Here is a 25,848-nt window from a genome sequence, read left to right as displayed (position 1 = left end):
GAGGTTGCCATCGCCGTCATGACCGGCGACGGGCAACCTCCTTCTTGCCAGCCTTTCTTCTGTCCCCCCCTTGCCACTGCACGCCGAATCGCGATGCGTTCTACCCCTCAAAAACGTCAAATATAAGTAGGGCCACGGCAATTCTTACCTGAAAAGACTAATATTAAAGCGGTTTCTGGCCGATATACGGTAAGTGACAGGTAAATTGTCCAGGGTCGGGCACTGCCAGATAGGAATCAGGTTAAACGTCTAGAAAGAAGATTAGTCAATTGAAAAATAATAAAATAGTCACTAAGCCTATCTAGAGGGTTACTATGTATTCATTTGTTGCACGTCAGCCTATTTTGAATAAAAACCTCCAGCCCGTCGCTTATGAGCTGCTCTTCCGAGATGGTATTCGCAATGCGTTCCCCGACGTCACCCCAGAATACGCCACCGCACAAATCATAACGGAACAGTTTTTAACGAATTCATTAAGTCGACTGGTGGACGATCACATCAGCTATATCAACGTTCCACATCAGATGCTCACCAATGGCCTGGTTGAGGCATTACCGCCAGAAAAGGTGGTACTGGAAATTCTGGAAAACGCACCGCCTGATGACACTTTACTGGCCTCGGTAAAGCGTTTGAAAAAGAGAGGCTTTAAGCTCGCCCTGGATGATTTTCTGATGGCTCCCGAATGGGATCGTTTTCTTCCTTATATTGATGTGCTGAAATTCGATCTGACGCTTTCTTCCTTTGCAGACATCGGCACCTACATCAACAAACTTCCCTACCGGCACATCACCCTTCTCGCGGAAAAAGTCGAGACGCGTGAGCAATTTTCTCAGGCAAAGCAATTAGGTATTTCTCTGTTTCAGGGATACTTTTTCAGCAAACCAGAAATCATTCAATCGCGCCGACTATCAGTCAACAATTACAATGTATTACAGTTACTTAGCGAGGTAAACAAACAGGAATTAAATTACGAGCAGATTGAAAAACTGCTCAGTAAAGACCTGTCACTCGCTTACAAAGCAATGCGGTATGTCAATAATATCAGGCTGCGCAGCAATTTAAGCCTGATGCCGCTCCAGGCTAATTTTCGCTATATCGCCATGCTGCTGGGACAAAAAGAGTTACGCCGATTTATCTCACTGGTGACGATAACCAGCCAAAGTGATAAAGATAAATCCTTTGAACTGTATCGGCTGAGTTTGTTAAGAGCGAAGTGCTGTGAACTTATTTCGCTGCATCAGAATAAGCAAGATGACCCCATCAATGCTTTTTTATGCGGTCTGTTCTCCCCGCTTGAAGCTATTCTTGACTGCCCGATGCCACTTTTACTGTCGGAAATAGCGCTGCCTAATGAGGTAAAACAGGCGCTGCTTGAAAACACCGGCACCTATGCACGTTACCTCATGCTGGCAACAGAATATGAAAAACAGCATTGGCAAGAGGTAAATACGCTTATCTCGGAGCTGAAAATCACCGAGCAACAGATGATACACATCGTGCTAGATGCCACGCTGTGGGCTGATGAAATGCTGCAAATAGGCCAAATGAATGAGAAGAAGGGGGAATAATCCCCCTTCTTCTCATTCAGTCTGTTATTGGATACTACGATGGGAAGCAGATCCGTTTTCCATCAGGATTAAAACGTTTCCCAATTGGCATTGTCTGATTTGGTCTGCACCTTCGCGGATGCCGGTAACGATGCGGGCAAGACTGCACTTTTCGAGGATTGCGCCGCCCCCTGAGCGCGCGTTGCCTCCGTAATTTTAAAGGTCGCCACGGCCTGGCGCAGGTAGTTAGCCTGATCTTCCAACGCCGCCGCCGCTGCCGCAGATTGCTCTACCAAGGCCGCATTCTGCTGTGTTACGCCATCCATTTCCGCGACAGCCTGACTGACCTGCTCAATGCCTCTGCTCTGTTCATCTGAGGCGGTGGCGATCTCGCCCATGATATCGGTGACGCGCGTTACGGCAGTCACGATCTCTTTCATGGTTTCCCCCGCATCCTGGACTTGCTCAGAGCCCGTGTTGACGCGGCTAACCGAATTCTCGATCAAACTTTTTATCTCTTTTGCTGCCTGAGCACTTCTCTGGGCTAAATTGCGCACCTCTCCGGCCACCACCGCAAACCCGCGCCCCTGCTCACCGGCTCGAGCCGCCTCAACCGCCGCATTAAGCGCCAAAATATTGGTTTGAAACGCGATGCCATCAATCACATTGGTAATATGCGCAATCTGTGTAGAACTGTCAGAGATATCTTTCATGGTGGTAATAACGGTATTAACGACGTGCCCACCTTTCTGTGCGGTTTCTGATGCATTTTTTGCCAGCGCTGCCGCTTGTCGCGCATTATCGGTGTTCTGTTTTACTGTTGCCGTCAGCTGTTCCATGCTTGCAGCCGTTTCTTCCAATGCGGAAGCCTGCTGCTCGGTTCTGGATGAAAGGTCATTACTGCCCACTGAAATTTCGCTGGCCCCGGTATAGATACTGTCAGAGCTGGTGCGAACGTCGCTCACCGTGGTGATTAATGAACTTTGCATCTCTTTTAAACTTGATGCGAGCTGACCAATTTCATTCTTACTTTCTGCCTGTATGGACTGTGTAAGATCGCCTCCGGATATCGCGCGAATATGATGGATAACGCGGCTTAACGGCTGGAAGAGAATACGCTGGAGCACACCCCACGCGCTCACCACCACCAAAATCAATGCAAACGCAATGCTCCCAATCGTCCATTGCATCGACACAAAGCTGGAGAGGTTTTCACGCTGCCCGGCGCTGACCAAAATGTTATTCTGCTCCCGCCAGGTGTTATAGCTCTGTTCTAAATTGTCCTGTGCCAGTTGAGCATCAAGATTGCCATAAGCGTCATAGTCGCCACGTTGCAGATATTGGATAGACATTTTAAAAATATCATGCAGTTGGCGATAATCATTCTCCACTTTTTTAGCAATGGCATCGCTCTGCCCTTCTAGTCGGGGGGAAGACTGATAGCGAGTAAACTGCTTTTCGGCCGTATCAAGCGTAGTGGTGGCTGTTGCCAGGAGAGTATTGATTGCTGCTATCGATTTTTCGTCTTTCTGGTTTTTCAAAAAACGGATGGCTACGCGGGTGACGACAACGCGAGTTTTTACAAGCGATTGAAAACTATCAGTAAGTTGTTCTTGCTGAAAACTTAGGATCTCAGATTTTTGAAAATTTTGTTTATCGTTATTTACCGAGGAGTAAAACAGTATGCTGGTAATTATCTGCAATAAAATAAAGACAGCAAAGGCAATCGAAATCCCTGTGATGACTTTAACGTTTTTGAACATGGTTTGCCTCTTTGGTCTAGGAATAGATGCCTAGAGGCAATATCGTCAATGAACCGCTTTTCTTGATTACATTTACGTAACACAGCGGCAGATATCAAAAATGATGAAGAGACGCCCATCACCATGATAAACATGACAATTATCTTATATTAAACGCTTTTTGGTGGGAGGAAACGTTATAAAAAATCAACACTCACATTAACAAACGTCAAAAATTGAAATAACAACATGAATTTTAAGTAAAAAAAAACACTTCCAGATCCTGACTCTTAAAAAAAATTAATGTGTCATCTTCCTAATTATTTCCTTTACTTCCATCCCATGCTCCGAATTTTTCTGCATCCTTTGCACAAAAACTCGCTGATAGAGCCATGCATCTATGCACTTTTTCACATCAGCCTTATCAGGTTGGCAGTGAAATTCAAAGATCATTCTTTTTTCTTTTGAAAACAACACCAAACTACTTTCAAACTCGAGAAAATCAAGATCTTCTATCTGGTAGGCTGTTTTAAACGCAGAGCAGATGTAATGTATATCCATATAATATCCACCAATATTTTTATAATTTCATATTGCTATATAGCATAAATATCATTAAACCGTGCATCTTAATCATTTTATTGTGATACACATTTAGTTTGCGTTGAAATATGAGATTCCCTTTCTAAAAAACCCGACGGTAAGTTAACAAATTCAGGTCATACCCTCTCAACATCCCCGACCTACTCAAAAAGGCTAAAACAAACCCAGAAATACAATAACAAACAAAGGATACATTACCGAATGAGGATACCCATATTCTCAAATGGCATTTGATTTCAATTCACATACCAAAATCAATAATAAAAATCCGTCATTAATCATCAACGTATCGGTTACATCATCCAGGATGCTAAGGAAAAGGAATTTCCGACATGGACTCTCGAGAATCTCATTTTTTCAGCTATTATTGCTGGATGCTTTGTTGTACCTGGGTGCACAACTCCAGCAACCTCATTATAACAATACCCGATGAAATCACAAGATGATTTATATTTTTCAATATCCTTTACCAGAGCCAGAGCTTTACATAACTCTCCGAGACGCGCATAGAGTAACGCCAGTAATCCCCGCATGATGGTATTCCCAGGTGAATCAGTACTGAGCGTATCCTCTCCATATCTTACCGCCTCCTGGATATCACCCAGGAGATAATTGATGATAACATGCAATATTTTAGGAGAGTAAAACGCATCATTGAGATCCATGCACATATTATTCATCTGCATTGCTTTTTCTAAATCACCTTGTCTCACAAGATGGCAAGCATAGTAATAATAAACCTCTGCAACAGTGGGGGCTAATAACATAGCCAAATGAAACTTGCTTGCCGCTTCCTTATTATTTTCAGCGCAAAGTAACAACCCTTGTAAAGAGAGGGCAATAACGTTGTTCGGCTCACTCGCTAATATCTTGCCGACAATGATCATCATTTCATGCCGGACGCTTTCGTAGTCCATCAAGCCCAGGTTGGCTACTGCATAGTAAGAACCGGCGATGCGACACAGTTCACTGATACTGGTATCGCCATGTCGTCTTAAGTTTACCGCTTGGGGCATAAACTTCTCGAGCGCTGATAGTGAGAATTGCAATGCATCATGCTGCGCCACTTTTGAGCTCAAAGGATGTACGTTGACCGTCGCCGGATCCATTCCCATCGATGGATCAATCACAGACAAAAGCGTAAGAATAGCCCGGCATAACAGCCGGTAATTGATGTGATGATCGCTCGTGAAATGGACGCCTTCACGATATAACACCGAATGATCCTTTGCCCGCGTCAGTTCAAGCCGGATGATAGATTTTTCACCATGCCTGATTTCCATTCCGGAGATATAATAGTCTGCCTGTGATTTTTCGATTGCCGACAGGTAGCTGCTGTAATCTTGAACGCTACGCGTCAGACAAGACGAAACAACATTAATGGGCAAATCCAGGCAATGCAACCAATCAATCAATTGATCGTGGAGTGAAATGGCCTGGTATCGATGCTGCATTTCAAAGATAAACAATGCAATATTGCATGCTCTCTTTTCAACTGAAGCATCAAATGCGGCCATGTCGCTGTGGCCCGCAGTCAAGGCAGGCAAAGTCGTTTTAGCAGGGAGATTGACGACTTGAACGTCAGGGACAAAACGATAGCCCTTGCCGTAGATATTATCGATAAACCTTTGTTTTCCTGAATGACCCAGTGTGCGGCGCAGAACATAAATACAACGCGTCAATGACTCATCTGAGACCAATCCCCCTTTCCACACATGTTCAATTATTGCATCTTTTGAAATAACGGCGTGTGCGTTTTGTAACATAAAGAGTAATACAGCACTCTCTTTAGGCGCTAGATAGATAGCGCCTTTATCTTTTGTCAGTAATTGACCATTATGAAAAGAAAAACCTTCAAATATAAATTGATGAAATTCCATTTTTACTATTCCTTACGAAATAGAGGCATAACTTTGCGCAATAAAGGAATAACGCATACACTCATCTAACAGTGCTATTCCCAACAAGCGGTAATGACTTTACTTCGGTTTTTTAGAGCAAACAGATGAAACGCTGCTTAAAACGTTTTTCAGGCATATCAGCAGAACAAAAGTGGCAGAACCAACGTCACAGATAATATACGAGAATCGATAATTTTAATCACCGAATTCATTGGTAAGTCCAGGCTAAAACACTAAAAATTCCGAGTAAAAAAAACAACCCCTTCATCAATATAAAATACTGAAAAATTAGTTTAAATTAAAATTTAGTATCGTTAGTTGGCAATATCACTTACATAATAAGTAATTATTGACAGACATTTCCCACTGGTGTTGCTCTCTCGGTTTGGCAGCCACACCCGAAGATTTCTCAACACGCATGTAATCTATGCTATGTGTAGGCATACCAGCCAGCTTTACCTTGTCACATATCATGGTTTTTTTGCCGGGATCTTGCATTGTCGCGCGAATACGCTCCCAAAATTGGCTGACCTGCTTTTCGGACAACTGTGCCAAGGCTTCACCTAAGCGTTTTCCATGTGCCATCTTGGCATATTGTGTACCAATACGGCTTGCATCAAACCACGTGTAGCTCCCCGCCAGGGCATAAAGGAATACCGCTCGATCGAACTTCTGAGCACGAACGCATGCGTTCATTTCAGCATAAAGCGCATCGGGTCCCCCGGAAGCAGCATAAAGCGGATCGGTACGGCATGTTTGTCCTGCAAACTCTAGGCCAGCACTAGCACTGTTTCCGCTATTGCCAGCAGCGCTATCTGGAAGTGAACGAGTTGCAGACTGACATCCCACCAACAACAACGATAGAAACAACGTGCTGGCGGCGAAAAAAACAGGTTTACCAGTCATGATTTTCATCAGGATCGAGCCCATCTGATAACAAGACTTTTTGCATCCAGTCGTTGTACATAAACCGCATACCCCAATCATTTTTTTTCTCCTCATCTAACTCATTGATTATATCGGTGATTTGTTTAATTTCCCCATCAGTTTCATAAAGATAAACGGTGGAGTTTGATAGAGAATTAATCGTTGTCATTGCTTATTTTTCCTTGATTATCATCATTTTCCGATATCAACACCTCACGCGGTGGTGAATACATTTCAAGTTGCGCATAAAGCTTTTCCAATGTTTGCAGGGAAAGCTGCTCACAACTTTCATACATTGATTGTGTGTCAAAAAAAGTATCTATTTGATTATCAACAAACGTTTCTGGTAAAAATTCGACCAGTTGCTCACGATACTTAAATACATATCGTAAATCTTGATGATACTCAAAAATGACGCCCCCTCGATGCATACTATCAATATAGGCCATTAATCTACGTTTATAGCGGCGTCTGTCGTCAGGAAGAAGAATATAAAAAGGCGTTTTGTCATCTCGACCATCAATCTCATCGGCCCAGCTTTCAAACAAGGCACAAATCACGCTCTCCTTATTGACCGTGTCACTCAGCAAGCGCTTTGCTTGTTGGCGAACCTGCCCGTAGATTTCGTTCACAATGCCTTGTTTGTCCTCAATAAAACGGGTTACTGTTTCAATTGAGGTCATGACTCCGTGTTCATAACCATTGCGATAGGCCTGCTGACGTATTGCCTCAGCATCACGATTCGCCTCGCTGATAATCTTTTTGGCATGCCCTCGGGCCTGAGCAACTACGCTGATTTTCAGATTATGCGTTACACGGTTCTTGTTTGCTAACAGCACATTTTCTTGCAGCATATCAGCATATGACGTATCAACTTCTTTGAACATGTTGAATGGCCATCCTCATGACTAATTCATTATCACCGGTTAATAGTGGTGGCGCATTTCCGCTATCGTCGTCCGGTGGAAACAATAATGGCAGTCGTTCTCTTATTACCGTCGAGACAGAAGAGGAGAATAAATCAATTTCTCTTTTAGCGCACAACGCATATTGCTCAAGAGAATAAGCAGACGCATCCACCTGCTTATTATCAAGAAAATTCAACAGCGAAAACTGCCTGACAGATTTTTCAAGCTTCCACCAGATTCCACACTGAAAAAGAGTGCTCTTATGGCGTTGACAAGCGACCATAAAAGCCGCTTTGGGCAGCAAATGCCAATGCGTAGCTAAATATTGCTCTCTTTCATTATCTAGATCGAGCGGTTCAACCGAAAGGGAAAAATTTTCGATTAAAATATCATTTATAATTCGCTGACACCCTGGCGTCGAAAAACCTGGGGGCAGCGAAAAACGTTTTGGATGAATCCAGGATACCGGATTATATATAACATTCAGAACATTAACGTGTTCCCGTTGCGCTTTATGCGTCACGTTTTCCATGAGATTCAAACACTCCGTTATTTTCTATCTTCAGGAGCATCTACACTCGGAGTGGGATCATCCGATGTGCGTTTATTATTACTCTGAATCGGGATATGCTTCTTCAGCTTACCTAAAAATGCATGATGGCTTTGACTAATAAATAACAGTACAGCAGCTAACAAGGCAACGGTTACCACACCAAGACTTATTAACCATGTCGGTGTGTTAGACTTGGTCGCCTGAATGGATACCGGTGCATGCCGCTGAACATCATTAATCCTGGATAATACGACGGAAATATTATCGTAATTAACATCTTCAAAGCTATTCTTGAGAAAGCGTTTTACATCACTGATCAATAAGGTGGTATCAGTAATGCTGTTATCATGATTGAGCAACGTTGAAAGATGAACGGGCGACTTTTTCCTATCGCCATCGCTGGAGCTCATATCATAGCTGACATGTACGCGAGCAGAAGCCACCCCTGAAATTGACAACAATGAATGTGCCAGTCGTTGCTCAATGCCGGAATAGAGACGCGCCTTTTCAGCACGCGGAGAAGAAACCAGCGCATCGGCAGGAAACATCTGCGCAATATCGATCGCCGGTGGACGTGGCAGCCCATAGGTATTCATTAAATCAACAGAAGCCGAAAAATCTTGAGAACTGACAGAGAGACTGTATCCCTCTTTTTTGATCTCATTTTTGTCAACCTTGATGTTATTGCGCTGTAAAAGCGCAATAACTTCATTAGCCTGTTGTTGATCTAACCCTTTCAGCAAAACATCTTGCTTACAACCTACAAGAAAGACTGCCAGTATGGGAAATAACAGGTATTTATGCATGATTATGAACGTAATAATGTTTCAACAGTACTGACCCCTTTACGGGTCAATGTACTAATGAGTGATACATGTAAGTTATAGTCAGAAGTTCGCTGTTGAAGTTCTGCCAACATTTCAGGGTCTGTTGAAGCATTGGTGTTCTCCAACAATGAGAGCACGTCACGCTGTTCCGCAGACATATTTACCGATTCCCGCGCATAAGCGCGAAGAAGACGATCTTCCAATGACACATGGGCAGATTCTGGCATGGTAATATCATGCCAATTGCCAGACAGCTGTGTCACCATACTGGTGTTATGATTCATAGCCTATTCCTGGTAACAACATTAACGGAAGTTGGTGATAATCGCCGAACCTACATCTTTGTAGACCTTCACAACGTTAGATTGCGCATTACGGTACAGCGTATACTCTGATAAGCGCGATTGATAAATCGCCAACAGCTCTGGATTGGAGGGATCCTTTGCCAGTTCGCCTAGCGCCAGCTCCAATTCTGAGTTAAGTTCTGTCACACCTTTATCAAACGTTGATGATTTATTCGACAAATAACCATTCCATGTAAAATCTGTACTTCTTGTGTTTGTGTTACTCATATAAAAACCTTCCTTAAGTTTTAGGGAAATACCAATGTCCAGCGCCAAGCTTGATATAGCTTTGTTCGCCAAATTTAAAAGATTTATCTTTGAACCAATCAGTCTCTAGCTCAACAGAAAAGTGAACATATCGTCCTCCCCACTGTTGATAGTATTGATTGACAAAGTTCTTGATACTTTCGAGCATGCCATCCTCAATGACGCCCAATATGACAAAGGTGATGGTATCGCCATTGTCTATTTCACGAAATGAGAGCGCCATTTTTTTCAATCCTTGATTGGCAATGCTCCTGATTGTTTTATCCTCCAGATCGTCTAGCCTTACTGAATCAATATAGGGAAATTTCTCTTTCAGAGCAGCAGTGAAATCACCGCGTGATTTTTCACTCAATTCATTCCTTTCTGCGCTAATTCTAAGAATCGGATGTTGAGGGTCACTCAGGCGTATCTGATGAAATTTCAATGCAGGCCAGTAAGTTTCCACCCAACGGGAAATTCGCTCTTCTTCACTGGCAATATTGATAACATTAACCTGTTGACGCAGCGGATTTCTGATCATGGTTTGAATAGCCCAGTCAGTCGCTTTTTCACTGCCCGAAAAAACATAAATCCAATTATCACGCGCATACACTATCTGATAATCATCAGAAGCAAAATTCAATAATGTTGAAACATTATCAAGCTGGCGCTGTGTTCCTGTCAGATAACTATAACCCGCGACAAACACAGCGCTGAATAAAGCAACCGCTGCCAATGTTTTATACCACACACTTTTAGCATTCTTTACCGTCGCTGGCATCGTTGATGATGGAACCGTAGCTGTGTCCTGGTGCTCCCCGGATAAGATGGCGTCCGAGAATTCAGAATGTTGATTCCGCCAGACAAACTTTTGTGTTCCAACGGTGATAACTTCATTTTCTAACAATGCTGTCATTGGTGAGCTGTCGTTTGACAGCTCACGCATATAAACGTCGCATGAGTCACCCGATTTAACGATGATCTCGAAACTTACATCCGTTTGTTCAGCAGGAATATAAATAGTATTGTCAGGCATCTGTGTGCCATTATATTGCTTGCTAATCGTATTTTCATCAGTAGAAAGAAAAAGTGTGTTCCCTTCAAGCAAAGCAAACTCACACCCACGTAAAACGCCGTTAAGAAGCCTAACGACTATCCTTTTTTCTTTATCGATATTTCTATCTTCATCCAATAACATTGCTAAATTCTCAAGGGGATCGATACCATTACATTCACTTTTTACAAGATACGCCAGTGGGCCACGAACATCTTGATTCAATAATAATGGAAAATTGATTTCACATCAGATTTGGCAATCAGTAAACTAATGACTGTCAAGAAATAGAATGGAAATGTATATCTTCACATAGAAAAGAAAACACACCGTCAGTATAATCAACTCTCATTAGAAAGGAACGTGAGTGAGAAAATAAAAGAAGGGAAAAGAAATGAATGAGCAATAATCTTGGCAATGGGCCGAGTTAAAACTCGACCCATATTTACATTAATGGCACCGTTCATGAATCAGACGGTAGAGATCTTTAACATAGTTAACATCGTCTAGCACATCATCTTTGATATTAATAGTAAACTCCTGTTCGAGCACTAACATCAGATCCATCATCATAAGTGAATCAGCCAATAGATCATAGTATAGGTGTTTCTCCGGCAGTACATCCACAGAGGAACAGTTTATAATAGAGGAAACCACATTATTGATGCGGTCCTCAACGTCTTTATTCATTACAATTCCTTTTAAATCTACAGAGCGAGGCCATCAAGATTACGTCAGGCCCCTTTTACAAGGCTAAACAACAACCGCTCATCATAAAAGTATTTAAAGGCTTACTTTTTAGTAACCCTGTCAGTGTTGAGGTAAGATTGCTTTGCCGTAGCACCTTGCCTTCCTGTCCAAAAAGGACCTTTGTAGGGGGCGTTGCCCGCAGCAGTAGCCCTATTATTATCTCCAGACGATCCGACATCATGGCGCTTCGCCGAAGAGGGCTCTTTAGACGTGCTCGCGTTGGGCACGGTATCTGCCAGCAACACATCCTCTTCTGTTTCAACCTTAGTGGTTTCAGGTGCAACAGGTACTTTTTGCTGAGTGACACTCACGACGCGCTCAGCACCACTGGCAGCCGGAGTGGTTGCATCCGTGTTATTCACAACGCGTCTTTCACTGGTGTTGCTCAAGACCTCTTTGCTCAAAGGTTCAGCATCACGCCCGGTATTACGTTGCACAGTTGGAGCACGGCTGACGGTGGCTGCGTTTGAATCCGATGCATATTTCTTGAAATCAGCAGCGCCGGTCCTACCCGTTCTGCGCGGTCCGATATAGATATCAGACTTTTGCTGGTTGATACCCGCCGCCCCCGTCAACGACGGTTGTTGACGCGTTGCCTGTGTTGATAAAGTAGCAGTAGTGGCTTTTTGAGACGGTGTCTCAGACAAGTCTTGCGCTTTCTCGTTGGCTTTACTCCCGTCAAGCGCGACAGGTTTTTCTGCTTCTGTTACGTTTGTTCCTGGAAGCGGCTCTCGGCGTCCAACCGGTGTATTGGTTTCAACCATCGTTGTTTTTGCTGATTGCCAATAACGCTTAAACTCTGCGGCCCCTGTTCGTCCGGTCCTGTTTGGCCCGATATAGCCATCAAACGAAGGTTTATCACCCGCTTGTGATTGAGGCTCAGAGGATTGCACAATCGCTGCATTGCTTTTGGCTTTGGTTAACGTCGTAGCAAACTGCGCCCGTTGACGAGTGAATGAAGCGGCATTGAGCGCTTGATTCACTCCTCTATCGCTAGCAGGATTTTCTCCTGCCTTAACGTGAGGATTACGGTTACTGATATTCTCATCAGGTGAACGATCGCCATCGCTTTTTACCCCCGTGCCGGCATCGTTAGAAGGCGTAACGGGAGACGCATTCGTCTTATTAAACCGCCCGCTATCAGCGGTTATCGATGCAGACTGCTTGTATTGCTGAAATTGCGCAGCTCCCGTTCGTCCCGTGCTAAAGGGCCCCATATAAGTAGTCTGGTGTGCGGCCACCGGAGAACCATGGTTACCCACTACCGGAGGCTGTGCCCGTTGGACAGAAGTGCGCATATTCAGTTCGACATTGATGTCTGGCGTTAAAGAGGCCTCTCTTGGTAACGCCGGTCCATCGATATCATCAACCCCAGCATTCCCTCCCACGGTTACTGGAGGAGTCTGCGTTTCATTGGAAGGCTTGTTGATGTTAGCCGTAGTATCTGACGTGCCAGCCTTTGCCTCAGGCCCGTGCGGTTCATCACTGTGTCCCCTGGTATCAATATCACGGTCAGATTGCTTCTCCGGCGCATTCGTAACATTCTGATGCTGAGTGGCTGATGCAGTGGCAGAGGCGGGAGATTTCTCCTCTTGTCCGTTAGGTGGGTTAACAGCTTCCTTCATCGAAAAACGACTATTATCAGTAAAATGGACACTGTTATCATTAGTCGTAGTGCTGTAGTCATTATAAATATACGTTGGGCCGGGTGTTTCTTTGCTCATCCCATTATCTGGTTTTGAGGGTCCAGTGTTTCTAGTGTCATTAATCTGATCTGCATTCTCGCGTTGTAGAAAGTCCTTGAACAGATCTAATTTTATGGGTTGATGATTGAGCAGTGCATCCAGGCGATGAAAGTGGCTACTATCATTGATAGCACTTTCCATTCGATCAAAAACCTGCTTCGATTGACGAAACGAGATATCTTTCCATTTGCTGAGAAGCGTCGCTCTCTGGTTTTTATCTTGCATCATATTGATCTTACTCTCAACCAAACGATCAATAACAGCATTGTGATTTAAACCTTTGGCGATAACTTGAGCAGCATTTTTATTAACACGCGCATCAACATCCTTAAGCACACGGGTCCCTTTGAGTAATGAACCCGCAAAGGGTGAATTTGCTGTTAGCCCATGTTTATTAACGTTATCAACATAGAATTGAATATCTTTTTTAATTTCTGCGGTGTCAGGGGCAACAGAACGCGTCGATGAGTCGCTTAGCATTTTAAGCATGACAACGATTTGCTTAACTTTAGCCACTGCGACAACGTCGTTATCGGCTTTAGATAAAACGGTGAAAAACTTATCAAGACCTTCAATGCTGCCATCTTTACGCAAAAAAGCCATTGCATCGTTTTCACTTTGATTAATAAAAGTGAGGCTACTGTCCAATGAATCAAAAACATTATTAAACGCCACAGCGTCATGCGTGTTAGACGGTGACGCACCAATGTTTTCGCTCTTAGCCTCATTTTTATTTGAACCCGATCTCACATTTCTGACTTTTGCACCAAGCTCAGCGTTTTGGGTTCGCGTTGACAGCCTTGGTGAGCCCGATGCTACAGAGGCTTTTCCTGGTGGAGGTAAAAATTGCACCTTTGCTTGCGTTATCGTTTTTAATGATGCTACAGGGTTATTCCCGCCCTTACTGCCAACGCTGCCTGGAAATGTATTTGGGCGAATTGGTTTCGATATACCAGCCCCGATCATCGTGTTATTTGAAAAACTCATGATATCGCCCCCGTTAAACAAAGAATTGTTTATCGCACTCCAAAAGACTTGAAATTGTGCTACTCAATACTTTAACCAAATTATCAAAGGTTGAATGCGCGTTCGCAAACTTCTGCGTTAATGTTTGCATGCTATTTTGGATGTGATCTTTTTGCATATCAACGCCTGTCTGCCATGCAGACCATTGTGCAGCGTTGAACGACATACTTTTATCTTCCACTGAGTTATAAATGTTCTCCAATGGACTAATATCAATATGAACGATATAAGTACCATCGAGTAACTGAGAAATACAGTCATCAGCGCTGAGCCCAAACTCTCTTGCCCAGTCTTCACACTCCTTATAGCTAGCCCCTTGAACCGTAGACCCCGTTTGAACAGGAAACAATGTCGTTGACATACCTGGAACAGGATATTTGCCCATCAATTCTTCAAGACTTTCTCTGAATTTTTTTCCATCCAGGATAGTTTTATCCCCATCCGCGGAAATGAATTGTGGCAACGTGGACATAAAATCAGAAAAATCTTTATAAAACTGAGCATTTTTCTCAACAGCTTGTTGAAAAACATCTAAATAACTTTCAGACATTTCCCCAATAGCAGTAGAGAGTAAATCATTAATCTCTTTGCTTGATAAGGTGCTGAACAAACCAGTATTCGAGAAGCTAGAAATCAGGGCTGCATAGGCATTTCTTTTTTTGTCCAACTCCGAGTAGACCAGTTCTTTTGCAGCAGGCGATAGGGCCTTACTCTTCAATTCAGGATTCTGCGAAAACATATCATCAAGAACATGCATTCTTTTTTGCACATCATGAACGAGAAGCTCTCTCCGAGCCTGGATAGTTTTCATTTCATCAAGAAGGCCACTAGTATTTAACGTTTTTAAAAAACCTTCGAGCTTTCCTCCATCAGCCATGATAAAGGAAAAAGGGCCGAGAAGAATGCGATGCGCACCATCACTGCGGGGTGATATACTCATAGCATCAGCAATGGGTTCCTGCACCAAACTATTATTGGCAGATTGTTCGCGTGAATAATTTTCAACCCGAAATGATGGCCGTGTTGTAGATAATATTTCCATATTTACCTCAGAATAAACCGCCTGTATCAACAGGCGGTTTTATAGCGTTATTAATGTTTAGCAATTACATTTTGGTATTATTGGCAACAACACTGGCAGTGTCGCTGATGCCTCTCGCGATATTTTCAAGCGTGGCCAACAATGCAGATTTCAGCTTTTCAGCATCCTGAGCACTCTCATCGTTTCTTTGGCTCTGCTGCATAAAGACATCTTTATCAAATTGCCGCAATTGCTGTAGGCCATTCTGCTCAGCCTGGCTCAATATCATCTGGGAAGAGGCGATGGTTCCCATCGCCATTGCTCCGCCCTGTAGCCCTTGCCCAATAGCAACTTGTTGCTGTGAGGCGCTTAGGGTGGATTGGAGTTGAAACTCCTGCTTCTGCGCCAACACGTGTTCACGAGTGGCAGATTGCTTCAAGCGGGTCATATCTTGCGCCCACATCGGATCGTTCATATCCTTCCCGCGTGAAAGCGTTGCTTGAGCATCCAGTTTATTACCCAGGTTCTTGTGCTGAGTAATTTTGGCGCCCTGGATCTCATACCCTTTAATCGCCTGGCTTTGTCCTTTGTAAGACTTGATTCCGCCAGTCAACGCCATACCACCGGTCACAAAGCTACTGGTAAGATCTTTTTTAAGCTGCTCTTGAGCAGCCTGCATGCTGTGCTCAACGGAGCGCTCGAGACTTTTCTGGCTTTTCTCCAACATACTGGTTTTCATGTCACGTTCAGCATGCTTGAACAATACTGCCGTTTTTGCCAAGTCGATGATGGGTTCAAAACGCGTACTAATGTAACCACCGAGAAACTTTGTCGCAGCCATGATTTTTTCTGGCCCACTCGCTATTTCTTTCTCCGGTATTACAGCGATTTTTTCATTCTGTGCAGGCATCAAAGCGCCATTTTGAGAATACAAAGCAATTTGTTTGTTTAACAAATTAGCATCCGTATCAGAAACCGGCTTGGTGATGTCAGGAATTCGAATATCAATGCCGACAAGGTGACTGGAGGCTTGCTGCACTAACATCGCTCTATTTTGATTGATGTCAGTGGCACCTAAAGGCCTGGAACTCGCTTTCTCGATGAAACTGGTATTATCCATACCTTTGCGATGCATCTCATCAGGAAGAGCACTCGACCGCGGCTGGAAACTGGTATTATTGGGGTTTGAAATAGATACTGCCATAACGCCTCCTATTAGGCTCTGATATTTCTTACAACACTCTTCCCAGTGTTGGCTTTACTGCTTAACATGTCAGATAAAGTCATATTTATCGATTGAGATGCTTTGCTATCTTCTTCATGATTAGCAAGAATTTTACTGATGAGATCGCGCAAAATGGTGACATCCATTGCGGCCAAATTAAAATCAGCAATGGCCTTGGTGGCCTGAAGCCGGATATTTGAAATATTAATGCTCATTCCACTTTGAACCACAGGCATCGCCGTATGAACGCCGTTTTGCAACATTTCCAATCGTTTCAATGCAATGTTACCTAAGCGTTTCGCATCTTCCGGATCGCTTAATTTCAATACCTTCATAACATTGGCATTTACTTTATCTGAAATGTGATCCAGTTTTTTATTGATTTCCCGTGTCACTCTTCCAACCTGGTTTGTTACAGATTGCATACTTCGACTCAATGCCGCACTCCCCTGTCGCATAGAGTTATTAACAAGTTGCGGCATGATTTTATTAATGACCTGCGTTATCGCCTGCTTGATTGACTGCATAATGGCAGAGGTCATTGCTTGCGACATTTTTTCAATCATAAATTTGGCCGCGGTTTTAGCCACCAAAGAAATAGCAACAATGGCAGCAATAGTTACTGCGGCAGTGACCACCATATGGATGGTATCCATCATGTTGGCACCCGTTGCTTTATCGATAGCATTTAGCAGCAAGCCGAGTGGTGTTTTATCAAAAATTTGTGTGACAATATCACCCAGGATATTCATAAGAGGCATAAAAACATGCTCCATGAGGGGATTCATCACCATTTCTGTTAATGATTTACCGGTTATAGCAGCAACAATCGGGTCAGCGACCATCAAGCCGATACCTACAGCCATCAACGCAATGCCACCACCACCAAATACAGTTGTAATTGCCCCCAATGCGATCGCCAGGCCACCTAAAACTTTTCCAATACAGCTGGCCATTTTTTGCGCTTCTTCCGCTTTTCGGACCTGCTCTTCGTATTCATCAGATTTACGCTGCATTTCTGCCTGACGTGCTTTGGTTTGAATACGGTTCAGTTCAAGGTCATTTTTCAGTTTTTCTGCTGAGGCCTCTTCCATTTGCATAATAAACTCGGTGATCAGCATGATCATGACAGCCGTTTTAGTCAGCGCCTTCTCTGATTGCGTCACGGCATTGCTGGATACGACGCCACCTTTAGACGTCATATCTACATCGCCGTACTTGTTATTCATTTCTGCCGTGCTGGCATTAATGTCATTCAAGACGCTCTGCATCGCGGCACGCTTTTGCTCGGCAATCAGGCGCGCATCGGATAACGTTGTTTGAGCAAGGCCTAGCGCTTTTTGCGCATCAGCCACCTCCTTTTTCGCCTGCGTTACGTCAGGATTGTCTGCCAGTGATGGATCATCAGGGTCTGTCACCCCTAATTGTTCTAGCAACTCAGCCAGTGAGCTCTGCGCCTCATCAAGCTTGCGTTGCGCTTGAGCCACGTCATCACTTGCACCGTCAACCCCCTGTTGCGCCTGGGAAAACTCCGCCTCAAGACCATCGTAGGTCTCATGTAACGCATCCAGATGTGCTGACAGCTCACGAGCTTTATCCATACGCGCTTCAGACTGAGTCAAAAACACTGCCAGGGCATTGGCACGCTGGGTGGCGTCCATCCCGCTGGCGATCTCCTGATATTGCGCCATTAAAAACAACATTTGTGCTTTGCTGGTTAACGGTGTCGATTGGCGGATCGTGGGTAACTCGACACTCTCCGACGTTAACGATGCAGTTTGTGCCGAAACATCGTCAGCAATAATTTCTCTGGCACGCTGTTGGGCCAATTGATCAAGAGCCTTTCCCTTTACCTGAGAAATATGTGTCTTCGTTGAAATTGCTTCGCTTACTTTTCCAGTGGTGGATGGCAAATTCGCAAGATTTATCGCTTTACCTGTTTTGGAGACATCCATTTATTTAAGGCCTATGAAATTAAACTGTTTCCTCAGAGGGCTTAGCATTATTTAACGCTTCACCCTCTCCCATGTTTTGCCGAATAGTACTCATATACGTTTTAGCTTTGGCAACTAAAGATGAATCTTCACAGCGTGAGCAAATAATATCAAAGCACTGTAATGCTTTAACGACATTCCCCATGAGCAGTTGACACTGCCCAGAATAAAAGACAGGATTGAAATCACTGTCAGCCATGACATAGGCCAGTGAATAAAAATCACACGCTTTGCTGTAATTTTTCTTTACCTGGTTAACGGCCCCCAGCCCAATAAAGTAGTCTGGGTTTTTAAGATCGTAGAGGCAAAGGAAATGGAACAAATTCTCCGCTTCATCTAACTGGCCATTTTTATACGCCTGATAAGCATACGCATAAACATTTTCCATCATGTCATCAGTAATGCCATGAATTTCTTTTAATGTCGCCCCATGTTCCAATGTTGCCGTCATTAATAGCGCTGCTTCCTGCTCCGTGATAACACCGGTATTTTGTTCCATTTTTACTCTCCTCAGTAGGGTCATCGCTTACTGCTGATGACCGTTATTAAACCATGCGTTTATTTGATATTCACATAAAGAACGCTCATTCACCGTGTGTTTACGGTGGTGATGCATCTTCATTTTTCCAAGCATTTTCAACTTGTTGCAACCACACAAGGATACCAATGACATTGTCCAGCTCCTCAAGACTGACAAAAGAGTATCGTTGGTGTGTTTTAAATATTCGTCGTGCCAACTTAATATCTTCAACAACAGGAACTCCCACCTTCTCGGCGTAAGCTCTGACGGCAAGCGCCCTCTGATTTCTCTCAAGTACAGAGATAAATGGAATACCTACCACCTCCATATTGAGATAGATCCCCACGGCAATATGCGTTGGGTTAGCAATAATCACTGCTGATTTTTCAATGTCAGTTTTTACTTGTTCAGACAATAATTCAGCATGCAGTTCTTTACGCTTAGATTTTATTTCCGGATCGCCGTCCTGCTCTTTGAACTCTCGTTTAACCTCTTGCTTGTCCATCTTGAGCTCTTTTATATGAAGAAAGTACTCAGCAAGCGCATCCAATACAAACACCAAAAGCGCACAGGATAAACACAGATAGATTAATGCGCCAAAGAGTTTTCCCCATACCAGGAATATTTGTACAGGTTCAGCATTGAGCTGAGAAAAAACCATATGTTTGTGTTTGTTCCAAAATATCATAGCGGCTATGATAAAACTCGTCAGGAAAAGTAAGGTTTTTATGACATCTTTTATCGTACGCAAACTAAATAACTTTTTGAAACCGTTAGCTGGGTTCAGCGCATTAAAATTCAGTTTTAGCGCTTTACTGGCAAGTAAGAAACCGGTCTGCAATAGCGTTGGAAACACTGAGGCAGCAATACAAAGCAATAAGAAAGGTAAAAATAACTTTAGCCCCGTCCAAAACATCGCTTCAGCATAGCCCAGTGCATCATGAGTGAAGCCATTTTCGATGACGAGTCGCCACATGGACATCAACTCGAAGACACCAGAAAAATTAATCAGGTATTGCACGCCCAGCAATATCAGACAAGCAATGACCAAATCTTTACTCTTAAACGACTGACCTTTTTTCGCCGCGTCTTTTTTCTTTTTTTCAGTCGGTTTTTCCGTTTTACTTCCAGACATAAATTCCCTTTGTACGTCAGGTTCACGCTTACTTGATAACCACTACATCACCAGCCAAGTAGATCAACAGGATAAAGGCGTAAATCAATAATGCGGTCGGGCAATATGGGGGTGAAATAGAGCAGTAACAGCAAGAATCCAATAAGGCTCTTTACCGTCAGTGCCAGCGCAAAGGCATTCAACTGCGGAGCAAATCGTGCCAGCAACCCCAAGAAAAGCTCAGACAACAAAAAGATAATAATTAGAGGGCTCGCAAGAATAACGCCATTCTTCACCACCAAAGTAAGGAAGCCGATAACGGTACGGTATGCCGGCATATCCAATTGATAAGGTTGCCATAATTGATAACTTTTCTCGAAAACCTCCAGCATTAACAGCAGCCCGCCGCTTTGCAACACGATAACGGCAGCAAAGAGGTTGAAGAAGTTAGCCAGTTCGGAAGTATCCACGCCTGAAAGTGGATCAATACTGCTACTCAGGGTTGCACCACGCTGATTGTCGATAAAACTGCCCGTCGCGTGCATAACCCAACACGGTAAACACAGAAAACCAGCGATAATCAGGCCAACAACTAACTCCTTACCGATTAAAATCAAAAACCAGATGTTATCGTACCCGGCTATTGCTTCTCCCGTGTGCGGCCACAACACACTGCCAGTGAGCAGGGCAACGGGTAACCTGATAGCGCCAGTCAACGTATTATTGTTGAAAAACGGCAGCAATATAAACGCAGGCATCAGGCGAGCAGATACCATAGCCATTTCATAAAGCCAGGTGTGAAGATCGAAAAACAGTCCAGTAAACATAGTGCTTATCACGCAAGTGCAATTCTTATTACTTCGCGAGCATAATTCAGCATAATATCGCCATACCACCCGGAAATAAGAAACAGACACAATGCAACGCTCAATAACTTGACGCCAAAAGGCAATGTCTGTTCCTGAAGCTGAGTTACCGTCTGAAATAGACCCACCAGAAGCCCTACTATTGTGGCTACGGCAATGGGTAATACAGACATTGTCAAAATCAGGTAAAGCGCTTTATTGCCTGCGAACGCTATTTCATCCATGATGACTCTCCACGTCTATGACGCCAATTCCAGGTATTGTGTTACCAACCCTTTCGACAATAGCGTCCATCCATCTAACACAACAAAGAGTACCAATTTAATGGGTACTGAAATTGTCACAGGACTCATCATCATCATGCCGAGCGCCAGCAAAATACTGGATACCAATAAATCGATAACAACGAATGGCAGATAGAGGTAAAAACCGATCTTAAACGCACTCTTTATTTCACTTAAAGCATAAGCGGGCAATAATGCGAGGATAGAAGTACGTTCTTCTTCATGTGCTTCACTATCGGGGTTATCTCCGCGTTGAAGGTGAGCTCGCTCAAAAAACTGAGCCAATTCAGCATCCGAATATTTTTCAAGATAATCCCGATAACTATCCAGGCCGTTTTCAACAAAGTGTATAACCGATTGACTGTCTCTGGTATCGACATTGGCTTGCTGAAATTGTTCATAGCCATTTTTCACCACGGGTAACATGACAAAAAAGGATAAAATCAACGCTACGCCATTCAATGTCATATTTGAAGGGACTTGCTGAAGTCCCAACGCATTGCGCACCATAACAAAAACGATGGAAAACTTTATATAACACGTTCCGCATGCGATCAAAAAAGGAAGAAGCGTTGAAAATGCCAGTATCGCAATCAGGGAAATATCATTGCCGTGAGACATCACCAGCCTCTTGATAAATATCTTTTATTTCAATACCCAAGCGATCCTCAATCCACACCAGCTCACCTTTGGCAACAGGCACACCATTAGCAATAATGGCTATATTCTGTTCTGCATCAGGGTGACAGGGAATAACCTGACCGTGATAAAAGGATTCTAATTCCGCAACGGTGAGGGTGCTTTGTTGCAATACCACATTGAGCTTTACTTTAATCTCGTCACGCGATCGTACCGGAGTAACCGCGACCTCGTTTATCTGCTCTGACAACGACAATTCGCCTTCACTTTCTGACATTGCAGTACCGTCCGTTTCATCAAACATAAATCCCTCCTCAATTTTGATAAAGCGCCCCAAAACATGGTTTGATGAGGCAACTGTGCATTCTTCATGATTCACCAATATCACATCACCACGCTGAACCCGTTTCAGCAGAGCCGTTGAAATATGGCTGTAGCCAATTTGAAACTGGATGGATAAAGGCAAGGCGTCCGCATTTAAATGGCGGATACCCTTATCCACCGGTGGATGGGAAGGAAAGCGATGCAGCCATACGCGCCCTTGCGATGTCATGCAGGCGTAAGCCTGCGGTGGAACAAATGATGTCTCCACCCGACCTTTGCTTTCCAGACGTTGGTAGGCGAGGTCTTGCGGCAACCCATCAATAGGCTTTACGCAATTAATGAACAGGGTCTCCAACTGCGCTGGCGACCACGATGCACTCGACAGTGCCGCGCTTTGAGGCACTCGGTGGCAAAACCATCTCTCCAGATCGATAATGCCCTCCCACCCGCTATCTGCGATAAAATGCAGCAGGTGATTGCCGGGCACCAGGCGCTGACACACGTCAAAGCCTTGGTCTTGCCAAGCTTTCACGCTGAGACGCTCGGCTAGCTCGCGCTGTGAATAGCCGCGTAGATGTTGACCAATCACGCATTTTCCTCATCGGCAAAGGTGTTTTGCTCTTTCTTTGGCTGCTCATCTTCCTCAGAAAACACCCATTCCGGATCGCCTTGCCCCTGGCCCTCATAATCCGCTAATCGCTGGTGAACCAACGGATCAGACACGTGCAAAACATGCGGTGCTTTGGCGTGCCCGCCTAACAGCACATTGACCTGATGGCCATCTCCCCAATCCGAAAAGCGGTACAATAATTGGCTCTCTGACGCGGCCTCATTTAACGCAGCGTTACCGAGGTTTCTGAGCATTGCCTCAGAGGGGAGCGTCTGCCGGCCCGTCCCTGCGAACGCGTTATCAGCACCACGTGCCGCAGTATCCCCCGTGAAGGCGCGGTGTTGCGCATCGCTGGTTAGCGGAATACCAGAGGGTGCATGCTCTCTTTCAGCTCTGGGGCCAGGCGCGTCTGAAGGCGCACCGGTAGAGGGCAAAACAGTCGCATCGGCTACCTGAACCTGACTCACTATCGCGTGGGAAAGTGGCATATCACGACGCTCCTGAAGTGCCATGGCGCCAGACTGCCCCTGCAACCCACCGACTAGCGCCATTTTTTCTCCCACACCGGCAGAAAAAGCGGATAAATCATGGTGTACTGCTGTTTTACTCGTTGGTATACCCTTAGCGAGCTGCGCCTCAGTAACGTTGCTATTGGTTGCCTTGCTCACCGCCGTGCGCGTTTCTGGCTGCATCGGCAGATTGACTTTTCTTCGTCCGGTTTCGCTCCATTTGCCCAGGCTGGCATGCAGTTCCGGCAGTGTTGCGCATAGCGAGGCGTGAGAAAGCGCCACAGGGGGTAAGGCACTTTCCTCGTGACCTTTCTTCCCCTGTTTTGCTTTTTGCTTTATGGCATTTAAAACAATGTGTTCTAAACTTTGCGTCGCATTTTCTTCCATACCGGGATTGCTCCCAGAAAAAATGGCTTTTACTCCAGTTAACGTCGCCATGATATTCTTTCCTCTATCTCGTTATCTTCAATTTTGGCATCTCTGATGCGCTTATTTTTGCGAACCTGATGTTGTAGCGATTCATATTTCTTTATCTTTCTGTCCAGCTGTTTTCTTTTTTCGAATATCGCCAGACGCTCCTGTTCACATTGTTCCTGTTCAAGAATTTTTTGAGATTTTTGAACTTTGATGTCCGCCAATTTTCTCTTGAGTGCACCCTGTCGCCGTTGTATCGCGAAGATTTTTGCTTTATTGGTTTCGCCTCCGGGATACAAACTTCGGCTGAGCATCTCAATGGCAGAGATCTCTTTTTCGTAGCTATCTATCTGGGTGATTAATGTGTTGTGCTCACTTTTTTTTCTATTGAGCAAAACATCATTACGTTGAATTTTTAATGCAACGTGCCCAACCAGCGTTTTCATCTCACGAAGCATGACGTTTCATCTCATCAGTTATCGTATTGAAATCAGCGTGTTCATCGACACGTTGTTTTAGCCAGGCAAACAAGCGATCGCGTTTATTCATCGCGCGATCGTTCTCTTCATTCTCACCCGGTTGGTATTCGCCCAGATCGACAAAGAGTTGCAGCTCATCAATTTTTGCTAAAACGCGACGCAGTTCGCCCGCATAGTGAAGATGTTCACTGTCACAAACCCGATTCGCGACGCGACTAACGCTATTCAGCACATCAATCGCCGGATAGTGATTTTTGGCCGCCAATTTGCGACTCAGGTAGATATGCCCATCGAGGATTGAGCGAATCTCTTCCGCAATGGGATCGGGCTCATCATCACTTTCCAAAAGAATGGTGTAATAGGCCGTGATACTTCCCGTTTGGGTGACTCCCGGGCGTTCCAATAGCTTGGGCAAGGCATCAAATACCGAAGCCGGATAACCGCGCCGCGCCGGTGATTCGCCCGTTGCCAGCGCCACATCGCGTAGTGCCCTGGCATAACGCGTAATCGAATCCAGGAACAGCACAACATTCATGCCTGCGTCGCGAAAATATTCAGCAACCGTGGTTGCAACCTGCGCGGCATTGCAACGATTCAACGATGAATAATCTGAAGTCGCGTACACCAAAACACACTGGCTCTGACGATCGGACTGGCGCAATGCTTCAATGAATTCCGTCACTTCACGCCCACGTTCACCCACCAGCGCTATCACAAAAACATCGGCTTGTGATTGCTCGATAAGCATGTGCATCAAAGTCGTTTTCCCGCACCCAGCCGATGCAAAAATGCCCATGCGCTGGCCCACACCACAGGTGATCAGCCCATCAATGGCCCGGATTCCGGTTAAAAACGGCTGCTGAATGCCTACTCGGTCCTGGTACAATGGGGGCGGCGCATCAATGGTGCGACGCTGCCAGGCAAAGCCTCGCTCCTCTCCCGCTAATCGCTCCACAACCTCACCGAAGGGGTTCAACACACAACCCAGCAGGTCGTGACTAAGTCCTACCGACAGCCCTGTCCCAGTAGGACAAATTACCGCCTCTCGCGACAAACCTTGCGCATTGCCTATCAAGCTCAGCAGTGTGGTATCACCATGAAACCCCAAAACCTGAGCACGAGCCAAAATCTCTGGCTGGCTCCAGCCTTGGCGAACCTCGCAGACTTCCCCGACAGTCACGCCGGGCAACCGCGCTTCAATGATGGAGCCAGACAGGCGCAAAGGATGTGCTTGTTGACGTAAGAGCTGCCGGTTCGCCATTAGCGAATCACCCCCAAAAAGGCGTCTTGCAGTTGGAAGAATTCGTCCATTGCATCAGCAAAGCGCACGCCGTCAGCCAGATAGTCAGGATGTACCAATCCTTTTAATTCAATGGTGTCATTGTTAATGGAAATCTGTAATTGCCCAGTCATCGCAAAATGGCACCCTTCCATAATTTTTTCCTGAATTTGCGCTGATTTTTGCTGCAATAATCCGGGGGTGTTCTCGCTGAGCTGAGACCAGATCCATATTTGCCCATCAACATTACTGATTAACAAACTGGGATAATTTTCAAAATCGAGCGCAATGGTTGAATGACCATCAAAATCACTCAGAATGGATTCATCCACTCCACTGTGCAGTAGCGCATCGCGAACCAACGTTACAATATCAATATACATTTCAGTTATTCCTT

General features: G+C 44.7%; 27 protein-coding genes. 1 reads left to right on the top strand and 26 read right to left on the bottom strand.

The window, feature by feature from the left end; translation table 11 throughout:
- Positions 1–314: 314 nt before the first annotated feature.
- Positions 315–1,568: an EAL and HDOD domain-containing protein gene (locus J5069_RS21965; protein WP_264645837.1), complete on the top strand. Its 1,254-nt coding sequence runs from the start codon at positions 315–317 to the stop codon at positions 1,566–1,568.
- 68 nt (positions 1,569–1,636) lie between these two features.
- Here J5069_RS21965 and J5069_RS21960 read toward each other — a convergent pair whose 3' ends face one another.
- From J5069_RS21960 to spaK, 26 genes are all read right to left on the bottom strand, one after another.
- Complete coding sequence (locus J5069_RS21960) at positions 1,637–3,310, bottom strand: methyl-accepting chemotaxis protein (RefSeq protein WP_319801695.1); 1,674 nt, start codon at positions 3,308–3,310, stop codon at positions 1,637–1,639.
- A 279-nt stretch (positions 3,311–3,589) separates the two neighbouring features.
- Entirely contained in the window at positions 3,590–3,850 is a 261-nt protein-coding gene (locus J5069_RS21955) for a hypothetical protein (protein ID WP_264645836.1), read from the bottom strand.
- Between the two features lie 335 nt (positions 3,851–4,185).
- The gene (locus J5069_RS21950) at positions 4,186–5,772 is read right to left on the bottom strand and encodes a winged helix-turn-helix domain-containing protein (protein ID WP_264645835.1); all 1,587 of its coding nucleotides are present in this window, start codon (positions 5,770–5,772) and stop codon (positions 4,186–4,188) included.
- 348 nt (positions 5,773–6,120) lie between these two features.
- Entirely contained in the window at positions 6,121–6,708 is a 588-nt protein-coding gene (locus J5069_RS21945) for a hypothetical protein (RefSeq protein ID WP_264645834.1), read from the bottom strand.
- Positions 6,689–6,889: a hypothetical protein gene (locus tag J5069_RS21940; protein WP_264645833.1), complete on the bottom strand. Its 201-nt coding sequence runs from the start codon at positions 6,887–6,889 to the stop codon at positions 6,689–6,691. Before J5069_RS21940 ends, J5069_RS21945 begins: the two co-directional genes overlap by 20 nt.
- Positions 6,876–7,607: a hypothetical protein gene (locus tag J5069_RS21935; protein ID WP_264645832.1), complete on the bottom strand. Its 732-nt coding sequence runs from the start codon at positions 7,605–7,607 to the stop codon at positions 6,876–6,878. The genes J5069_RS21940 and J5069_RS21935 overlap by 14 nt, the downstream gene beginning before the upstream one ends.
- Positions 7,591–8,160, bottom strand: a complete 570-nt coding sequence (locus J5069_RS21930) for a hypothetical protein (RefSeq protein WP_264645831.1) — start codon at positions 8,158–8,160, stop codon at positions 7,591–7,593. Before J5069_RS21930 ends, J5069_RS21935 begins: the two co-directional genes overlap by 17 nt.
- 17 nt (positions 8,161–8,177) lie before the next feature.
- Positions 8,178–8,987, bottom strand: a complete 810-nt coding sequence (locus J5069_RS21925; protein ID WP_264645830.1) for an EscJ/YscJ/HrcJ family type III secretion inner membrane ring protein — start codon at positions 8,985–8,987, stop codon at positions 8,178–8,180.
- Positions 8,988–8,989: 2 nt separating this feature from the next.
- Positions 8,990–9,292, bottom strand: coding sequence for a type III secretion system inner rod subunit SctI (gene sctI, locus J5069_RS21920; protein ID WP_264645829.1), 303 nt, complete (start codon positions 9,290–9,292; stop codon positions 8,990–8,992).
- Between the two features lie 21 nt (positions 9,293–9,313).
- A complete protein-coding gene (locus J5069_RS21915) occupies positions 9,314–9,580 on the bottom strand; it encodes a type III secretion system needle complex protein (protein WP_264645828.1) in 267 nt (88 codons plus the stop codon).
- Between the two features lie 13 nt (positions 9,581–9,593).
- Positions 9,594–10,796, bottom strand: a complete 1,203-nt coding sequence (locus J5069_RS21910) for a PrgH/EprH family type III secretion apparatus protein (protein WP_264645827.1) — start codon at positions 10,794–10,796, stop codon at positions 9,594–9,596.
- A 306-nt stretch (positions 10,797–11,102) separates the two neighbouring features.
- Positions 11,103–11,342, bottom strand: coding sequence for a phosphopantetheine-binding protein (locus tag J5069_RS21905; protein WP_264645826.1), 240 nt, complete (start codon positions 11,340–11,342; stop codon positions 11,103–11,105).
- Between the two features lie 101 nt (positions 11,343–11,443).
- On the bottom strand, positions 11,444–14,134 hold the full coding sequence (locus J5069_RS21900) for a hypothetical protein (protein ID WP_264645825.1): 2,691 nt from the start codon (positions 14,132–14,134) through the stop codon (positions 11,444–11,446).
- 13 nt (positions 14,135–14,147) lie between these two features.
- A complete protein-coding gene (locus tag J5069_RS21895) occupies positions 14,148–15,215 on the bottom strand; it encodes an IpaD/SipD/SspD family type III secretion system needle tip protein (protein WP_264645824.1) in 1,068 nt (355 codons plus the stop codon).
- A gap of 64 nt (positions 15,216–15,279) precedes the next feature.
- On the bottom strand, positions 15,280–16,398 hold the full coding sequence (locus tag J5069_RS21890; protein WP_264645823.1) for a hypothetical protein: 1,119 nt from the start codon (positions 16,396–16,398) through the stop codon (positions 15,280–15,282).
- Between the two features lie 11 nt (positions 16,399–16,409).
- Positions 16,410–18,374 carry a type III secretion system translocon subunit SctE gene (gene sctE / locus J5069_RS21885; protein WP_264645822.1) on the bottom strand — a complete coding sequence of 655 codons (1,965 nt, stop codon included), beginning with the start codon at positions 18,372–18,374 and terminating at the stop codon, positions 16,410–16,412.
- A 19-nt stretch (positions 18,375–18,393) separates the two neighbouring features.
- Positions 18,394–18,912 carry a SycD/LcrH family type III secretion system chaperone gene (locus tag J5069_RS21880; RefSeq protein WP_264645821.1) on the bottom strand — a complete coding sequence of 173 codons (519 nt, stop codon included), beginning with the start codon at positions 18,910–18,912 and terminating at the stop codon, positions 18,394–18,396.
- A 100-nt stretch (positions 18,913–19,012) separates the two neighbouring features.
- Positions 19,013–20,068: an EscU/YscU/HrcU family type III secretion system export apparatus switch protein gene (locus J5069_RS21875; RefSeq protein WP_264645820.1), complete on the bottom strand. Its 1,056-nt coding sequence runs from the start codon at positions 20,066–20,068 to the stop codon at positions 19,013–19,015.
- 47 nt (positions 20,069–20,115) lie between these two features.
- Positions 20,116–20,874, bottom strand: coding sequence for a type III secretion system export apparatus subunit SctT (sctT, locus tag J5069_RS21870; RefSeq protein ID WP_264645819.1), 759 nt, complete (start codon positions 20,872–20,874; stop codon positions 20,116–20,118).
- 8 nt (positions 20,875–20,882) lie between these two features.
- Entirely contained in the window at positions 20,883–21,137 is a 255-nt protein-coding gene (locus tag J5069_RS21865) for an EscS/YscS/HrcS family type III secretion system export apparatus protein (protein WP_264645818.1), read from the bottom strand.
- A gap of 15 nt (positions 21,138–21,152) precedes the next feature.
- Positions 21,153–21,818, bottom strand: a complete 666-nt coding sequence (locus J5069_RS21860; RefSeq protein ID WP_264645817.1) for an EscR/YscR/HrcR family type III secretion system export apparatus protein — start codon at positions 21,816–21,818, stop codon at positions 21,153–21,155.
- Positions 21,802–22,749, bottom strand: coding sequence for a FliM/FliN family flagellar motor switch protein (locus J5069_RS21855; RefSeq protein WP_264645816.1), 948 nt, complete (start codon positions 22,747–22,749; stop codon positions 21,802–21,804). Before J5069_RS21855 ends, J5069_RS21860 begins: the two co-directional genes overlap by 17 nt.
- Positions 22,746–23,717, bottom strand: coding sequence for a hypothetical protein (locus tag J5069_RS21850; protein ID WP_264645815.1), 972 nt, complete (start codon positions 23,715–23,717; stop codon positions 22,746–22,748). The genes J5069_RS21855 and J5069_RS21850 overlap by 4 nt, the downstream gene beginning before the upstream one ends.
- On the bottom strand, positions 23,705–24,151 hold the full coding sequence (locus J5069_RS21845) for a hypothetical protein (RefSeq protein WP_264645814.1): 447 nt from the start codon (positions 24,149–24,151) through the stop codon (positions 23,705–23,707). Before J5069_RS21845 ends, J5069_RS21850 begins: the two co-directional genes overlap by 13 nt.
- Positions 24,141–25,433, bottom strand: coding sequence for a type III secretion system ATPase SctN (gene sctN, locus J5069_RS21840; RefSeq protein ID WP_264645813.1), 1,293 nt, complete (start codon positions 25,431–25,433; stop codon positions 24,141–24,143). The genes J5069_RS21845 and sctN overlap by 11 nt, the downstream gene beginning before the upstream one ends.
- Complete coding sequence (gene spaK / locus J5069_RS21835) at positions 25,433–25,834, bottom strand: SPI-1 type III secretion system chaperone SpaK (protein ID WP_264645812.1); 402 nt, start codon at positions 25,832–25,834, stop codon at positions 25,433–25,435. Before spaK ends, sctN begins: the two co-directional genes overlap by 1 nt.
- Positions 25,835–25,848: the final 14 nt, after the last annotated feature.

This window comes from Candidatus Symbiopectobacterium sp. NZEC127 (genome assembly GCF_025962675.1).
Classification (GTDB): Bacteria; Pseudomonadota; Gammaproteobacteria; order Enterobacterales; family Enterobacteriaceae; genus Symbiopectobacterium.
Note: the sequence above shows the minus strand (reverse complement) of the source record. Positions and strands in the feature narration are given on the sequence as shown.

Bases quoted from the DNA above. Each gene is read 5' to 3' on its own strand.
- J5069_RS21965 (WP_264645837.1), top strand. From the start codon at position 315: ATGTATTCATTTGTTGCACGTCAGCCTATTTTGAATAAAAACCTCCAG.
- J5069_RS21960 (WP_319801695.1), bottom strand. From the start codon at position 3,310: ATGTTCAAAAACGTTAAAGTCATCACAGGGATTTCGATTGCCTTTGCT.
- J5069_RS21955 (WP_264645836.1), bottom strand. From the start codon at position 3,850: ATGGATATACATTACATCTGCTCTGCGTTTAAAACAGCCTACCAGATA.
- J5069_RS21950 (WP_264645835.1), bottom strand. From the start codon at position 5,772: ATGGAATTTCATCAATTTATATTTGAAGGTTTTTCTTTTCATAATGGT.
- J5069_RS21945 (WP_264645834.1), bottom strand. From the start codon at position 6,708: ATGAAAATCATGACTGGTAAACCTGTTTTTTTCGCCGCCAGCACGTTG.
- J5069_RS21940 (WP_264645833.1), bottom strand. From the start codon at position 6,889: ATGACAACGATTAATTCTCTATCAAACTCCACCGTTTATCTTTATGAA.
- J5069_RS21935 (WP_264645832.1), bottom strand. From the start codon at position 7,607: ATGTTCAAAGAAGTTGATACGTCATATGCTGATATGCTGCAAGAAAAT.
- J5069_RS21930 (WP_264645831.1), bottom strand. From the start codon at position 8,160: ATGGAAAACGTGACGCATAAAGCGCAACGGGAACACGTTAATGTTCTG.
- J5069_RS21925 (WP_264645830.1), bottom strand. From the start codon at position 8,987: ATGCATAAATACCTGTTATTTCCCATACTGGCAGTCTTTCTTGTAGGT.
- sctI (WP_264645829.1), bottom strand. From the start codon at position 9,292: ATGAATCATAACACCAGTATGGTGACACAGCTGTCTGGCAATTGGCAT.
- J5069_RS21915 (WP_264645828.1), bottom strand. From the start codon at position 9,580: ATGAGTAACACAAACACAAGAAGTACAGATTTTACATGGAATGGTTAT.
- J5069_RS21910 (WP_264645827.1), bottom strand. From the start codon at position 10,796: ATGTTATTGGATGAAGATAGAAATATCGATAAAGAAAAAAGGATAGTC.
- J5069_RS21905 (WP_264645826.1), bottom strand. From the start codon at position 11,342: ATGAATAAAGACGTTGAGGACCGCATCAATAATGTGGTTTCCTCTATT.
- J5069_RS21900 (WP_264645825.1), bottom strand. From the start codon at position 14,134: ATGAGTTTTTCAAATAACACGATGATCGGGGCTGGTATATCGAAACCA.
- J5069_RS21895 (WP_264645824.1), bottom strand. From the start codon at position 15,215: ATGGAAATATTATCTACAACACGGCCATCATTTCGGGTTGAAAATTAT.
- J5069_RS21890 (WP_264645823.1), bottom strand. From the start codon at position 16,398: ATGGCAGTATCTATTTCAAACCCCAATAATACCAGTTTCCAGCCGCGG.
- sctE (WP_264645822.1), bottom strand. From the start codon at position 18,374: ATGGATGTCTCCAAAACAGGTAAAGCGATAAATCTTGCGAATTTGCCA.
- J5069_RS21880 (WP_264645821.1), bottom strand. From the start codon at position 18,912: ATGGAACAAAATACCGGTGTTATCACGGAGCAGGAAGCAGCGCTATTA.
- J5069_RS21875 (WP_264645820.1), bottom strand. From the start codon at position 20,068: ATGTCTGGAAGTAAAACGGAAAAACCGACTGAAAAAAAGAAAAAAGAC.
- sctT (WP_264645819.1), bottom strand. From the start codon at position 20,874: ATGTTTACTGGACTGTTTTTCGATCTTCACACCTGGCTTTATGAAATG.
- J5069_RS21865 (WP_264645818.1), bottom strand. From the start codon at position 21,137: ATGGATGAAATAGCGTTCGCAGGCAATAAAGCGCTTTACCTGATTTTG.
- J5069_RS21860 (WP_264645817.1), bottom strand. From the start codon at position 21,818: ATGTCTCACGGCAATGATATTTCCCTGATTGCGATACTGGCATTTTCA.
- J5069_RS21850 (WP_264645815.1), bottom strand. From the start codon at position 23,717: ATGGCGACGTTAACTGGAGTAAAAGCCATTTTTTCTGGGAGCAATCCC.
- J5069_RS21845 (WP_264645814.1), bottom strand. From the start codon at position 24,151: ATGCTTCGTGAGATGAAAACGCTGGTTGGGCACGTTGCATTAAAAATT.
- sctN (WP_264645813.1), bottom strand. From the start codon at position 25,433: ATGGCGAACCGGCAGCTCTTACGTCAACAAGCACATCCTTTGCGCCTG.
- spaK (WP_264645812.1), bottom strand. From the start codon at position 25,834: ATGTATATTGATATTGTAACGTTGGTTCGCGATGCGCTACTGCACAGT.